Source organism: Pseudarthrobacter sp. MM222, assembly GCF_947090775.1.
Taxonomy (GTDB): Bacteria; Actinomycetota; Actinomycetes; order Actinomycetales; family Micrococcaceae; genus Arthrobacter.
This window is the reverse complement of sequence record NZ_OX352321.1, coordinates 2,234,549-2,248,903: the sequence shown is the minus strand read 5'-3', so window position 1 is coordinate 2,248,903 and position 14,355 is coordinate 2,234,549. Positions and strand designations below refer to the sequence as shown.

The 14,355-nt window shown below is 65.9% G+C and carries 13 protein-coding genes; 10 read left to right on the top strand and 3 right to left on the bottom strand.

Going from position 1 to position 14,355, the window contains the following annotated elements; translation table 11 throughout:
* The first annotated feature begins 193 nt into the window (after window positions 1-193).
* Complete coding sequence (locus OM977_RS10175; protein WP_264353863.1) at window positions 194-4,879, top strand: beta strand repeat-containing protein; 4,686 nt, start codon at window positions 194-196, stop codon at window positions 4,877-4,879.
* Between the two features lie 132 nt (window positions 4,880-5,011).
* Here OM977_RS10175 and OM977_RS10170 read toward each other — a convergent pair whose 3' ends face one another.
* On the bottom strand, window positions 5,012-5,632 hold the full coding sequence (locus tag OM977_RS10170) for a GNAT family N-acetyltransferase (RefSeq protein WP_264353862.1): 621 nt from the start codon (window positions 5,630-5,632) through the stop codon (window positions 5,012-5,014).
* A gap of 172 nt (window positions 5,633-5,804) precedes the next feature.
* On the opposite strand from OM977_RS10170, the gene OM977_RS10165 reads away from it, so the two are divergent.
* From OM977_RS10165 to OM977_RS10140, 6 genes are all read left to right on the top strand, one after another.
* Window positions 5,805-6,131, top strand: a complete 327-nt coding sequence (locus tag OM977_RS10165; protein WP_264353861.1) for a hypothetical protein — start codon at window positions 5,805-5,807, stop codon at window positions 6,129-6,131.
* A 70-nt stretch (window positions 6,132-6,201) separates the two neighbouring features.
* Entirely contained in the window at window positions 6,202-6,537 is a 336-nt protein-coding gene (locus tag OM977_RS10160) for a hypothetical protein (RefSeq protein WP_264353860.1), read from the top strand.
* Between the two features lie 235 nt (window positions 6,538-6,772).
* Complete coding sequence (locus OM977_RS10155) at window positions 6,773-7,813, top strand: GGDEF domain-containing protein (RefSeq protein WP_333473972.1); 1,041 nt, start codon at window positions 6,773-6,775, stop codon at window positions 7,811-7,813.
* Window positions 7,814-7,909: 96 nt separating this feature from the next.
* Window positions 7,910-8,554 (top strand): MerR family transcriptional regulator, encoded by a 645-nt coding sequence (locus OM977_RS10150; protein ID WP_264353859.1) that lies wholly within the window; start codon window positions 7,910-7,912, stop codon window positions 8,552-8,554.
* 8 nt (window positions 8,555-8,562) lie between these two features.
* Window positions 8,563-9,519: a hypothetical protein gene (locus OM977_RS10145; RefSeq protein ID WP_264353858.1), complete on the top strand. Its 957-nt coding sequence runs from the start codon at window positions 8,563-8,565 to the stop codon at window positions 9,517-9,519.
* Window positions 9,520-9,572: 53 nt separating this feature from the next.
* A complete protein-coding gene (locus OM977_RS10140) occupies window positions 9,573-10,982 on the top strand; it encodes a sensor histidine kinase (protein ID WP_264353857.1) in 1,410 nt (469 codons plus the stop codon).
* Window positions 10,983-10,994: 12 nt separating this feature from the next.
* On the opposite strand, the gene OM977_RS10135 is transcribed toward OM977_RS10140, so the two are convergent.
* Window positions 10,995-11,705 (bottom strand): response regulator transcription factor, encoded by a 711-nt coding sequence (locus OM977_RS10135; protein WP_264353856.1) that lies wholly within the window; start codon window positions 11,703-11,705, stop codon window positions 10,995-10,997.
* Window positions 11,706-11,920: 215 nt separating this feature from the next.
* Here OM977_RS10135 and OM977_RS10130 point away from each other — a divergent pair, with 215 nt between their 5' ends.
* The 3 genes from OM977_RS10130 (at window position 11,921) to OM977_RS10120 (ending at window position 13,650) form a co-directional block, all read left to right on the top strand.
* Entirely contained in the window at window positions 11,921-12,322 is a 402-nt protein-coding gene (locus OM977_RS10130) for a hypothetical protein (protein ID WP_264353855.1), read from the top strand.
* 157 nt (window positions 12,323-12,479) lie between these two features.
* Window positions 12,480-12,968: a hypothetical protein gene (locus tag OM977_RS10125; protein ID WP_264353854.1), complete on the top strand. Its 489-nt coding sequence runs from the start codon at window positions 12,480-12,482 to the stop codon at window positions 12,966-12,968.
* A gap of 127 nt (window positions 12,969-13,095) precedes the next feature.
* Window positions 13,096-13,650, top strand: coding sequence for a GNAT family N-acetyltransferase (locus OM977_RS10120; RefSeq protein ID WP_264353853.1), 555 nt, complete (start codon window positions 13,096-13,098; stop codon window positions 13,648-13,650).
* Between the two features lie 221 nt (window positions 13,651-13,871).
* Here the strand turns inward: OM977_RS10120 and OM977_RS10115 are convergent, their stop codons facing one another.
* Window positions 13,872-14,309 (bottom strand): VOC family protein, encoded by a 438-nt coding sequence (locus OM977_RS10115; protein WP_264353852.1) that lies wholly within the window; start codon window positions 14,307-14,309, stop codon window positions 13,872-13,874.
* Window positions 14,310-14,355 lie beyond the last annotated feature (46 nt).

Here is a 14,355-nt window from a genome sequence, read left to right as displayed (position 1 = left end):
TACCCCCGAACCGGGTGTCCTTCTGATTGGGCCCGGGTGCTCCGCCTCCCCGGCGCGCACGGCCGCCTCAAGGTTTCGGCAGGTTTTACGCAGGGTGGGACCGATAGTTCTGGACGCACGCCGTGGGACTCCCACGGAAGAGTTAGGTCTCCGCAATATGGGGATCTCCCTATTGAGTAAGGGGAAAACCGCCATGTCAATCAGAACAGCCCGTCCTGGCAGCACATCTGAAACCGTCCAGAACAGGCGTGAACATCCGCCCGGCCGGCTGCGCTGGTTGTCATCCGTCGCTGTCGGGTCCCTATTGGCAGCCGCCCTGGCTCCGCTGGCGATGGTGCCCGCACAAGCTGCCGTGGCAGGCATGGGTCCCGTGGATCCGCAGAACGGCTTCCCCACGTGGTACTCGGACGGAACCGTCAAACTGCAGCTGTGCTACATGGCCGGATCCGGCTGCCTCTCCGAGCCGCCGGACGCCTCTGCGCCTGCCGCGTATCCGGATAACTTTCCCGAAGAGGCCTTCTGGTTCCAGGCCACGGCCGAGGGCGGCAACCTTCTCTTCGAGGCGGCCCTTGAGGCGGCGCATCTCAACGGTGCAGTGGTGCCGGGGGAACAGATGGGCTTCGCCCGACTGCGCTTCGACATGACCGGCCTCGTGCCGGGCGCTTCGTACACTTTCAGGCACCCCTATGGTGTCACCACCCTGACGGCGGATCCGGCAGGGGGGAAGAGGCCGGGGCAGATTCGGGCCACAATCGACGACGGTGTCTGCACTCCCTCACCGAGGATCCCCTGTGACTGGGTGGGTGTCGGTGAAGCGTTCCTGGGTGACTACCAAACCGGCGCCACCGCATCCTTCCTGCGGCAGGTCGGTGCCCCGGCCGGGACCATTGGCGACATCAATACCGCACGCCCGGTGACCGGCGCGCCGTCCGGGCTCAACGCAGTGGTCGTAGAGGGGCCCAATGCGGGTGGCCCCGGCGTCAACACACTGACCGTCAACACTTTCTCCGTTCAGGGCCTGATCTACGACGGACCGGACGCCGCCCCCTCCACCCCCGACCTGACGGCAGCCAGCGACAGCGGACGCTCCAACACCGATAACACCACCAACAACACCACGCCGGCGTTCACCGGCACAGTCCCGGGGGTCGGTGCTTCGGAAGCCCCCGTGGAGATAATCCTGGATGGCGCCGCGACTCCAGCGGCAGCCACCACCACGGTCAACGGCGCCTACTCGGTGCCTCTGGACGCCGCGTTGGCGCCGGGCGTCCACCGGGTCCAGGCACGGACCCTTAATCCGGCCTACACAGTCGACCCCGAGACCGGACTGCCCACCGATCCCGCCGTATCGCAGTACCTGACGTCCGGGACACTTTCCTTTACGGTCGACACGGCGGCTCCGGTGACCACAATCATTGCCCCGTTCCCGTCCAACCCGTCTGCGGACACCACACCCACCGTCAGCTACCGGAGCGACGATCCCGGGGCCTTCCATGAATGCCAGCTGCTGCCCAGCAACAGTTCGTGGGACCCCGTCTGTGCGTCGCCCAAGTCCTATGACGCGCAGCTCAACGGCAGCTACACCTTTAACGTGCGGGCGACCGATGCCGCCGGCAACGTCGGGACGCCGGCCACGTACTCCTGGCGGATTGGTGACCCGGACACTGTAGCGCCCACCCTGACCGGTCAGTCCCCGGCGTCGAACGCGACCGGAGTCCCGTCGTTCAACACCGTTACCGCCACGTTCTCCGAGGCTGTCAGCGGCGTGAACGGTACGTCCTTCGTCATGCAGGACCCGAGCGGCGCCGTCGTACCGGCCGCGGTGACGTATGACACCGCTGCCCGCAGGGCAACCCTGGACCCGACGGATCCGCTGGCAAGCAGCACCAGGTACACGGTGTCCGTGAAGAACACCATCACCGATCCGTCGGGCAACGCCTTCGCCGGCGCCACCTGGGCCTTCAACACGGCCGATACCGTCGTGCCGACGGTGACGACGCGGACACCGGCGGCGGACGCCACGGCCGTTGCCACAGGCACGAATATCACGGCTACTTTCAGTGAGGCCGTCCAGGCCGTGAGCGGCACGACGTTCACCCTGACGGACCCCAACGGCACTGCTGTTGCCGGGGCAGTCAGCTACAACGCCACCACCCGGGTCGCCACGCTGGACCCGACGGCAGACCTGGGCGCGGGAACCACCTACAGGGCTACGCTGACCGGCGGCGGGGCCGACATCCGTGATGCCGCGGACAACCCGCTCGACACCTCCAGCTGGACGTTCACCACGGCTACTGACAGCACGGCGCCGACCCTGTCGACGCGAACCCCTGCAGCTGGCGCGACGGCAGTTGCTGCCGGCGCGAACATCTCGGCCACGTTCAGCGAGGCCGTCCAGGCCGTCAGCGGCACGACGTTCACGCTGGCCGATGCCGCCGGGAACACGGTGGCGGGAACGGTCAGCTACGACGCTGCCGCCCGGATTGCTACCCTGAATCCGGAGGCTGACCTGGCCTCGGGGAGCACCTACACGGCAACCCTGACCGGCGGTGCAACCGCCATCCGTGATGCGGCGGACAACCCTCTGGAAACCGCCAGCTGGTCATTTACGACGGCGGATACCGTCGTTCCAGCGGTGTCCACTCGTTCACCCGAATCCGCGGCGACGGCAGTGCCCGCTGGCGCTAATGTCACGGCCACATTCGATGAGGCCGTCCAGGCCGTGGGCAGCGCGACGTTCACGCTGCGGACGGGAACGGCCACCGGGACCGGAACCGCGGTTGCGGGTGCGGTCACCTATGATGCCGTAACCCGGACCGCGACGTTTGACCCCACCGCCAACCTGGCCTCGGGGACCACGTATACCGCGACCCTGACCGGCGGTACGGCCGCCATCCGCGATGCGGCCAACAACCCCCTGGCCAGCACCAGCTGGACGTTCACCACCGCTGATACTGCCGCTCCGGCAGTGACCACGCGTACCCCCGGAGCCGCAGCGACGGCGGTGACGGTGGGGACGAATGTTTCAGCCACCTTCAGCGAGGCCGTCCAAGCCGTCAGTGGCACGACGTTCACGCTGCGCACGGGAACGGCCACCGGGACAGTCGTTCCCGGGGCTGTAACGTACAACCCGCTCACCCGGGTTGCCACGCTGGACCCCACGGCCGACCTGGCCGCGGGAACCACGTACACGGCCACTCTGACCGGCGGCGGTACGGCCATCCGGGACAACTCAAACAACGCGTTGGCGACCACCAGCTGGACGTTCACCACCGCGGTGCCGGCTGACACGGCAGTACCCACGGTGTCGACGCGTACGCCGGCAGCGGCAGCGACGGCAGTTGCCGTCGGTACGAATGTCACGGCCACGTTCAACGAGGCCGTCCAGGCAGTCAGCGGCACGACGTTCACGCTGGTGAACGGCACAACCGCCGTTGCGGGTGCGGTTAGCTACGACGCCGCCACCCGGGTTGCCACGCTGAACCCGACGGCCGACCTGGCCCCGGCGACGACGTACACGGCCACCCTGACCGGCGGAGCTACGGCCATCCGGGACAACTCAAACAACGCCTTGGCGACCACCAGCTGGTCGTTCACCACCGCGGCACCGGCCGACACGACGGTACCCACGGTGACTGCCCGCAGTGCAGTTCCGAACGCCACCGGAGTCAGCGCAGCGGCGGATGTCACGGCGACGTTCAGTGAGGCAGTCACGGGAGTCAGCGGCACGACGTTCACGCTGCGGAACGCGGCAGGAACGGCCGTTGCCGGGACGGTGTCCTACAACGTCCTGACGCGGGTGGCCACGTTGAACCCGACAGCGAACCTCGTAGCGGACACCCGCTACACCGTCACCCTGACCGGCGGGGCGACCGCCATCCGCGACGCGGCAAACAACGCCCTGGCGGCCACAAGCTGGTCCTTCACCACCGGTCCCGCGCCGACGGTGACGGCCCGGAGTGCTGCTCCGAACGCCACCGGGGTGAACGTAGCGGCGGATGTCACCGCGACGTTCAGCGAAGCGGTCACCGGAGTCAGCGGCACGACGTTCACGCTGCGGAACGCTGCCGGAACGGCAGTTGCCGGAACGGTGGCCTACAACGCCACAACACGGGTTGCTACCTTGAACCCGACGGCGACCCTCGTTGCGGACACCACTTACACCGCTACCCTGACCGGCGGGGCGGCCGCCATCCGGGACGCGGCAGGCAATCCGCTGGCCACGACCAGCTGGACCTTCAGGGTGGGCACGGCTCCGACGGTGACCGCCCGCAGTGCCGCCGCCAACGCCACCGGTGTCAGCCAGACGGCGGATGTCACGGCCACGTTCAGTGAGGCAGTTACCGGAGTCAGCGGCACCACCTTCACGCTGCGGAACGCGGCCGGAACGGCTGTTGCCGGGACGGTGGCCTACAACGCCACGACGCGGGTCGCTACCTTGAACCCGACGGCGACGCTCGTAGCGGACACCCGCTACACCGCCACCCTGACCGGCGGTGCAGCCGCCATCCGGGACGCGGGGGGCAATTCGCTGGCCACGACCAGCTGGACCTTCACGACCGGTCCGGCTCCTACGGTGACAGCACGCAATATTGTTCCGAATGCTACGGCCGTCAGCCGGGCAACCAACGTCACTGCAACTTTCAGTGAAGTGGTTACCGGCACCAGCACCACGACGGTCACGCTGAGGAACGCCACCACCAACGCCCTGATCCCGGCGGTGGTGTCCTACAACACCCTCACACGCGTGGTCACCCTCGACCCGAGTGCGGCTCTGGCGGCGAACACCCGGTTCACGGCGGGGCTGACGACCGGCATTGCCGACGCCGGAGGCAACCCTCTCCCGGCCACGACCTGGAGCTTCACCACCGGCCCGTGAGGTAGCACGAACGGGACGCTCTAGCTGCGGCCCCGGATGGTCATCACCGACCATCCGGGGCCGCGGGCGTGCCAGTGGGGGAGCGGGGCCGATCCGGCAGCACCCGGCAGCACCCGGCCGCATCGTCCGGCGCTAGAAGTCGATCCGCATGACGGCGCGCCTCGGCGTCGGCCTGCTTACCTCGGTGAAGCCGGCATCGGCAAAGATCGTGCGGCTGCCCACGTAGAGTTCACCCCACGAAAACTCCTGCCCGGGCCGGGTGATGATCGGATAACCCTCGACGGCGCGGGCGCCGCGGCTCCGGGCGAAGTCGACCGTGGCGTGCGCCAGGGCGCGGCTGATACCGCGACGGCGAAAGCCGGTGCGGGTGACAAAGCAGGTTACGGCCCATACGCCGTCGTCGTCCTTGTCCTCCTGCCTGCCGGACCATGGGACCCGGGCCCGCAGCAACCGCTGATAGGCCGTGCGGGGCTCGACGGCACACCAGCCGGCGGGTTCGCCGTTGAAATACGCCACCAGCCCGCTGGTCGATTCCGCTGCGGGATTGCCGCAGCCGCTCTGCTCGCGGAGCCGTTCGGCGCGTACCTCGACCGGAACTGAACTCCAGTCCCGGTCGCGGATCTTGAACCACTGGCACTGGCACCCGTACGGGTCGCCGCGGCTGCCGAAGATCGTCCGGAGGTCCTCCCAGCTTGCCGTGTTCGCCGGCGCGACGGAGATCGCCTGGTCAGTCCTGGGGCTCGTTCCGTCCATTACGCGTTCCTTTCCCCATCGAGTGCGGCGGTGCACCCTCCGGACCGGATCCGGAAGCCCCGTGATGGTGCCGGGCACGACTTATGGCTCCTAACTGTTGCGCGGGTCACAGTTCATGTCTAGCCTAGACGGGGGCCGCAGCGTCGCGGTCCGTCTCTGTAGGGGGTTCAGCATGCACGAAAAGCTCAGTGTCCTGGTTCGAGTCGACCTTGAATGCGCGCAGGCGCAGGTGGCAGCCCGCGGTCACGTGACTGTCCAAAACGTCCAGGCCCTCTACGTCGTCGTAAAGCGCGCCAACGCCCTGCTCGACGGGCTTGTTACGGAAGTAGATGTCTCACACGCCATGGTCGATCCGGTCGCACTCGAGCAACTGCAGGAATCTTCCCGGTCCCGTCACCTCCCTGAGCGCATCGACCCTCTCCAGGCCGAGTGCCGTTTCAGCGTTGTGGCACCTGATGATTCCGCGACCCTCGCAGCGTCGATGCGGCTGGCCGCCTGAAGGCCCCCTCGACGGTATGAACTAGCGGCCGGCCCTTCCTGTGCGCGCCACCTGGTGGCACCATGCCAATATGAGCGAAAAGAAGGACGAATCGACGCAAAGGGACCAGGGGGCTTACGTCGGGTCGCCGACTACGGGGCAAATGCGTTCCGTCGGTCAGCGCCGGCGGGAAGCTGAAGAGAAGCTCGAGCATCACCTGGAGGAAGCCCGCCACAGGGAGGATTCCTCGAACGCTGCCCAAGAAGTCAAAGATGACGACGACGGAGCGATCGACAGCGGTGACGTTGCTGACATCCAGAATGATGACAGCCTGTCTGCAGCTGACCGCGTGGATCTGATAGCCAACCAGGCACTTGCCAGTGACACTGAGGGCGGGCCTGCCTCTGAACGCGGCAAGAAGGCGTGAGGGGCCCTCGGTATCAGGACTCGAAGCTGCGAGTTGCCGTAGGGTGCGTAATCTGACGGAAACGATGCAAGTGGCATACTGATGCAACATTTCCGTTCACGGCAGGACATTTTTTTGCTTGATGTATTCAGTCTCCGCGTGGCGTTTGCAGTTGTAGCGCTGACTCTGCTGGTACTTTCTTATTTGGTGACGTTTCGTTCGACCAAGTCAATACAGCGCCTGGTGGTGCCTGGCCGTGGCTGCCTTTCTCCTGGGATCATCCGCCTATCTGCTGAACGGGACGTGGCACCAGCGGTGGGCTAACCCGGCCGGAAATGCCGTACTGGTCCTGGGTGCGGGCTGCGTGCGGGGCGCGGCCCGTTCCTTGCGGATGAAGACGGTCAAGCGCTGGCACCTCCTGGCCGCTCCCGTCCTCACCGGTATCCTCTCGGCGCTCGACAATCCTTCGGTCAACAACTGGTCCGGCGGACCCTATTTCCTGTTGTCGATGTCCGTCATGATCGCTCTTGCGGCCTGGGAGTTATGGCGGCGGAGAAGCGGTCACCACGGGGCGGAGGTGCCCATGGCCGTCATCTCGGGGATCGTTGCGGTTTTCTACTTGTTCCGGTGCGCAGCGTTCATCCTGGATGGGGCGGGTGGTTCCATTTTCCGGACTTACTTCGGCTCGGCCGTTACGACGCTTCTGACCATCACGTTGTTGATCGTCGTTTCGTTCAGCATCGCGGCACTCAGCGCCGAACAGTCGACCCAGGCTCTCCGGGTTCGTGCCAGCCACGACGGCCTCACCGGTTTGTTGAACCGTGCCGCGTTCCTCAACCTGTTGGACGACAGATTGGGCCGCCGCCGTGGCGCCGGGAGCTTCGGCTCGCTTGTGATGGCGGATTTGGATCACTTCAAGGCCGTGAACGACCGGAACGGCCATGCGGCCGGTGACGCCGCCTTGAACGCCTTCGCCTCAGCTTGCCGGAATTCGGTTCGTTCGAATGATCTGGTGGGCCGGTATGGCGGCGAGGAATTCATCCTCTTCTTGCCAGGGGCAACGCCTCGGCAGGCAGCCCGCCTCACGGAGCAGATCAGTGTGACGATGAAGAACTCGGACGGAGCGCCTTTGCTGCCCACCATCAGCTACGGCATCGCCCCGGTGAGCGCTGGCGGCGACGCTTTGAAAGCAGCGATCGCTTCCGCCGACGCGGCGCTCTACGAAGCCAAGGCACGCGGGCGGAACCAGGCCGTTTTGGCAGCGGCGCTGGAGCCTATGCACGACAGGAAGACATGAGCGGACTCGAGGAACTGATGTCCGGATCCAACGACCGGCGGTCTCGTTCCCCCCTGGCAATAGACAGTGTAGCTATCCGATAGTTAGACTATCCATATGAAGATGGCTGAACTGAGCAAGGCCAGCGGCATCCCGGTCCCAACTATCAAGTTCTACCTGCGCGAGCAGCTGCTTCCCGCGGGTGAGCGGACGGGACCCAACCAGTCGCGTTACGGAGAGGAGCATCTGCGGCGGTTGCGGCTTATCCGCGGCCTACTGGAGGTGGGCGGGCTCAGCGTCGCGGCGGCGCGCGGCGTGATTGACGCCGTCGATTCGGAGCTTCCGCTGGCACACTCCTTCGGCGTGGCCCAGCGCGCGGTCTCCGCCAAGATCGATCCCGGCGACATCGACCCCGCGGCGCTGGCCGGCATCGATCGGCTGATCGAGGGCTGGCAGGTCTCGGGGGAGAACCCGGGCCGGCTTGCCGCTGCCCGCGTGCTGGAGACGTTCGCAGCCCTGGGGCAGCGGGACGAAGGGAGCTGGCTCTCCCGCTACGCCGCCGCGGCGCTGCTGGTGGCCGAGGCAGACCTGGACCAGGTGGAGGCCCGCGGCAGTCGCGAGGCCATGGCCGAAACAGTCGTCATCGGCACCGTGTTGGGCGACGCCCTCTTTTCCGGGCTTCGCCGTGCCGCGCAGGAGCATATCTCAACCCTGCGCCATCCCGCCCCCTCCGAGCTCGACCGTGCACCCACCCGGGAGTGAAAATGTCCATGACCGCTACTACCGCGTTTCCTGCGGTGCAGACCCCCTGGCACCGCCCGCTTCTCTGGCTCAGCTTCGCGATGGCAGCCTCGATGCTGGCGACCCTGGCCGGACTGATCTTCGACCCCCGGCTGCTGGACGGGGCACCGCTCTGGGCGAAACCGTTCAAGTTCTCCATTTCCATTCTGGTCTATGCCCTGACGTTGTCCTGGCTGCTGGCCCAGCTGCCGCGTTGGCGACGGCTGGCGTGGTGGGTCGGCACTGTTGCCGCTGTCTTCCTCACGGTGGAAATGGTCATCATTGGGGGAGCGGCGGCGGCAGGCCACACGAGCCACTTCAACGTTTCCACACCCCTTGCGGCGGGACTCTGGTCGGTGATGGCCGCCTCGATCGTCATCGTGTGGCTCGCGGCCCTGGTCGTAGCGCTACTGCTCTTCAGGGCTCCACCCGGTGACCGCGCCCAGTCCTTGGCAATCCGCGCCGGGCTCGTCATCGCGCTCATCGGGATGGCCCTGGCGTTCCTCATGACGGGCCCCACGGCGGACCAGCTCAACAACTTCCAGGGCATCGCGGGGGCACACACGGTTGGCCTGCGCGACGGCGGCCCCGGCCTTCCGCTGCTGGGCTGGAGCACCGAGGCGGGAGACCTGCGGGTGCCCCACTTCGTGGGCATGCACGCCCTCCAGGTCATCCCGCTCGCGGCCCTGCTACTCGAACTTGGTGCCCGCCGGATTCCGGTGTTGCGGGCCGCCGCCACGCGCCTTGGCCTGCTGTGGATCCTGGTCATGTCCTACTTGGGCGCCCTCGCATTACTCACCGTGCAGGCTTTGGCCGGCCAGTCGGTCGTGCGCCCCGACGGTGCCTTCACGACCTGGGGTGTGACGCTCCTCGCAGCGGCGGGCCTGGCCGCCGTCGTCGTCCTCACCCGGGCCTACGGGACCGGACGAAACCTGTGGAGGAGCTGAGAGCGGGGCGGCGCACATTTGTCGGGGATCAGCTGTTAGCCCATTCTTGAATCATGAAGGTCCAGGCCATCGCCGGTCGGTCCGCGTCCCGTGGAGGGCAGTGGGGTGTTCGCAAGCGCGCCACCGCGACGGCGATGGGCGTCGTCGCGGTGGCGCTGCTCATCGGCGGGTTCACCCTTCTGGTCCTGCTCCAGGGGGCGTTGGCCGCCTCAACCGAGTCGGGCGCCCGGCACGAGGCCCTGGAAGTCGTTGTGCAGATGCGGGACCAGGGTGTCGCCGAGGCAGGCCGGTACATCGCCGGCACCGCCCACGGTGGGCAGATCGTCCAGATCCTGGACCCGGCCGGCGCCGTCGTCGCAGCCTCCGTTCCCAGTGCGGGGGAGCGGCCGCTGACCTCCCTGCGACCGGCTCCGGACCAGACCCAGACGGAGGCCTTGTCCGGATTCGAGAGCATCGGCGGCAACGATAAATTCCTGGTCGTCGCGACCGGTGTCCTGCTCGACGACGACCCCTACACGGTGGTCGTCGCGGCTCCGGTGCAGCTACTGGCGGAAACGGTATCCACGGTCTCCTGGTTCCTGCTCGGCGCCACTCCATTGTTATTGCTTGTCGTCGGCGTCTCGGTTTGGCTACTGGTGGGGCGGTCCCTGCGACAGGTCGAAAGGATCCGCGGGCAGGTCTCCCACATCGATAGCGCACGCCTGGACGAAAGAGTCGATGTTCCGCGTACCAATGACGAGATCCAGTCCTTGGCGCTGACCATGAACAAGATGCTGGAACGGTTGCAGTCCGCGGACCGTGAGCAGCGCCGGTTCATTTCGGACGCGAGCCACGAACTCCGCAGCCCCCTGGCCACACTGCGCGCCGGGGTGGAGGTCGCGGCCGCGGACCCGTCGGGCGAGACCTGGCACGAGCTGACGGACATCCTCTCCGAAGAAACCTCCCGCATGCATTACCTTGTCGAAGACCTTCTGACACTCGCCAAGGCCAGCGACGGGGGCATCCGGCTGAACGAGGAAGATGTTGACCTGGACGACGTCGTAGACCGCGAAACCCGGCGGCTCCGCTCCACAAGCCCACACGTCATCACAGCAGATCTCAGCCCCGTGCGGATTACCGGGGACGCGCGCCGGGTGGGACAGGTCCTTCGCAACGTCCTGGACAACGCCGACCGGCATGCCATGTCCCGGATCCAGATCAGCCTGAATCGAGGTGGGGGTGGAGCCGGGGCGGTGATCACCGTGGACAACGACGGCGACCCGGTACCGGAAGCGGACCGGCAACGTGTCTTTGAGCGGTTCGTCCGGCTCGACGAGAGCAGGTCACGGGAAGGTGGCGGAAGCGGGCTGGGACTGGCCATCGCGGCCGGAATCATGGCAGCCCACCACGGCTCGATCCGGGCCACCGAAAGCCCCGTGGGCGATTGCCGCTTCGAGCTGGTCTTTCCCGCACCCAACGGCTGAGGGCCGCGCGGCTTACGTCCCGGAGGATCGTGGGGACCCACTCCGCGGTTCCTGGTCGGCGCTCAGCTGATAGCCCATGCCCCAGACTGTGGACAGGGTCTGCACGCCGAAGGGAGCGTCGATCTTGCGCCGGAGGTAGCCGATGTAAACCTCCACCACATTGTCCCCGCCCTCAAAGGCGGGGTCCCAGACGTTGTCGAGGATTTCAGCCTTTGTCACGACCTGGTCGTGCCGCCGGATGAGGTATTGCAGGAGCCCGTATTCACGCGGGGTGAGTTTGATAGCGGTGTCCCCGCGCCGGACGCTGCGATTGAGCGGGTCCAGCGTCAAGGTGCCCAACCTCAAAACCACCGGACGTTCGGGGGCGCCGCGGCGGATCAGTGCCCGGATCCGTGCCGTCAGCACCAGGAAGCTAAAAGGCTTCGTCAGATAGTCATCGGCGCCCAGATCGAAGGCGTCGGTCTGATCGTACTCGCCGTCTTTCGCCGTGAGCATCAGCACTGGAGTCCAGATCTTGCGTTCCCGCAGCACCCTCAGGACCTCATAGCCGTTCATCTGGGGCAACATCAGATCCAACAGAATCGTGTCATAGGGATTTTCCGTCGCCGCCCACAGGCCACTGACGCCGTCGTGCACGACGTCGACGACGAAGCCTTCATTCGTGAGTCCGCGGCGGACCGCTTCGGCGAGACCTTTTTCATCCTCGACGACCAGAACCCTCATCGGCCCCTCCCCTTCATACAGGCAGTATGTCCCAACCGATTGAGCAGAACCTGAGAAACCTCGGTCCAGGTGCCCGCGCTGCCGAGCGATTTCTCACCACCCCGGGTGGCAGGCATTGTGGGGAACCCGGTGAACGCGGGAGTTGGTGGGCGCCGCGAGTTGCTAGGCGAAGCCCAAAAGGCTCCTCAGTCTTTTCTTACTTTCTCCTCAGTACCGTGGCAAGCATGAGGGCTTGCTCCGTGCTCAGATGCCAGAACCCTGGCTCCACCACCTTGGTGGCTGGGCATGGAAGGCCTGATGTTCATGAGGTCGACGTCTGCGCCGAGCACAAGGCGAAGATTGACTCCGGCGCCCCCTGGGATCTCTGCGGAGAGCACGTGGTGATGGACCAAGATATCGCGCCGGTTCTGGAGAGGTGGTCGCTCGTCCCCAGCCTGGGGACCAGTGGTTTCACACTCATCCTCGAAACCGCGGGCCGGGCCGAGCCCATTGAAATGTTCCTGACCACAGACGCCTCCATATCGCTGGCCCTGTTCCTTCACCCATCAAGCGGCCTTCCTTTGCCGCCAGAGTTCGTGGAAGCCTTCTCAAACGAGGAAGGGGACTCGAACTGGTAGTGCCCGAGCGGGCTCCCGGATGGCTCGCAAATGAAAACCGGGTGCTCCTGTCCGCCGTTGGGGCCCTGCGCACCGGTTGGCTTCCACCGGCACGGACCTGTTTCAGAGGCACGGTCCGCCGTAAGCTAGGCGCATCCATCACTCTGAGGAGGCACTCATGCGCACGGCGAATCACACTGCCCGAATCGATCAGGTCCGGCATGTCCCAGAAAATTTCATGGTGCGGCTCGCCAAAGGAAAAGAGTGGGCCACCCCTGGGGTGGAGACAGCTCTGCAAAGAGTGCTGGCCGGGCTGGATACCGGTCTCGAATCTGCCTCTCCGCGGGTCCAGGCTGCTCTGCGCCGGATCGCCGACGAGCTTGCCGGCGGAGTGGAAACACTGACACCGCGGGTCCATGAGGGCCTGAAGCGAGTCGCCCCGAAAGGTGCCCCTGTCATCCCGGACCCCGGCCCGGCTAAGGCGCCGCGGTCGGGCCCCCGGAAGACATGGTTGATCGCCGCGTTGCTGGCCGTCGCATTGGCTGCAGCGGCGCGCTGGCGCTCTTTCCGGACTCACAAAGAAGAGCCCGTGTCACCGGTAAAGGTGGAGACCAATAACGGGGCGACCCCCGATGCAGGCAACGCCCCTGCAGACGCGGGAATCTAGGCGGTGTTTGCCCATCGAATCTTCGTAGCCCAACGTGTGGAAGTCGCATCAGGCTCCGTCTCGCGAAGCCTTCCTCATCAGTGACTCTCGCGACTCACGCCGTCGACCAAGTCGGTATGGTATCGGCATGACCATCGAGTTGCGCACCATGTCTGCCGACGACTGGCGAGCCTGGCGGTCGGTGCGGCTCATGGCGTTGACCGACGCGCCGGGTGCTTTCGGCTCACGCCTGCAGGATTGGGCCGACGCGCCGGAGGACGGCTGGCGTGTGCGGCTTTCTATCCCCGGAGCGATCGATCTGCTGGCCTTCGATGCCGACGGAAACGTTCCGGTCGGCATGGCCACGGGCACCCCCGACAAGAATCACGACCGCCGCTCCGAGCTCATCTCGATGTGGGTTGACCCGGCCGTTCGCGGTCGAGGTATCGCCACCGCGCTCATCACGGCGATCGCGAGTTGGGCGGTGAGCACTGGTGCGACGACGCTCACCGTGTCCGTGATGTCGGACAATGTAGCAGCCCGACGCACGTACGAAAGGAACGGCTTTACCGTGTCCCACGGACCCGGCGATCTGTTATCGGGTGGCCGTCGCGAGCTAGTCATGCTCCGCGACCTCGGCCCCGAGCGCACCGCTAGCGAAGAGCAACGGACCGCAGGACGAAACCGCGCCGATTGGAGATAGCGAAGTTCAGATCAGCGCGGCCATGTCCTCGGCGGCGATCTGGGCGCGTAGCTCGCGCTCGGCCTAGTCGGCCGCCAATCGCCGCTGAAACGATGCCAATTGCCGTTGCGACTCCAGGCGGCCAGGACGTGCGAGGATGGCGACGGCGGCAGGTGATGGCCTATCGGACAGCCCTACGCCCTGAGGCCTAGCAACATCGGCTAATTGGGCCGACCCGGGTTTCAGACCTTCTTCAGTTTTTCGGCTAGCATCACGATGATTCCGCTGGGACCCCGGAGGTACGTGAGTTTGTAGACGTCGCCGTAGGTCGCCACGCCGCGTAGCGGACGGCATCCGTGCTTCGCCGCTATCTCAAGGGCTTTGTCGATGTCGTCGACCGAGAAGGCCACGCGGTGCATGCCGATGTCGTTGGGGCGAGTTGGGTTCGACTCGATCGCTTTCGGGTGGATATATTCGAAGAGCTCAATTCGACCATGACCGTCTGGGGTCTGGAGCATCGCAATCTTGGCGTGGTTGCCATCAAGTCCGACGGCAGTCTCGGTCCACTCGCCGCTGACGGTATCACGGCCGACGACCGTGAGCCCGAGGTCGGTGAAAAAGGCGATTGTTGCTTCGAGGTCGCGAACGGCGATACCGACGTTCTCAAGTTTGATGGCCATGCGTTGAAGCTACCAAGGCGGACCGATTAGCTCCAGTGGTGAGCCA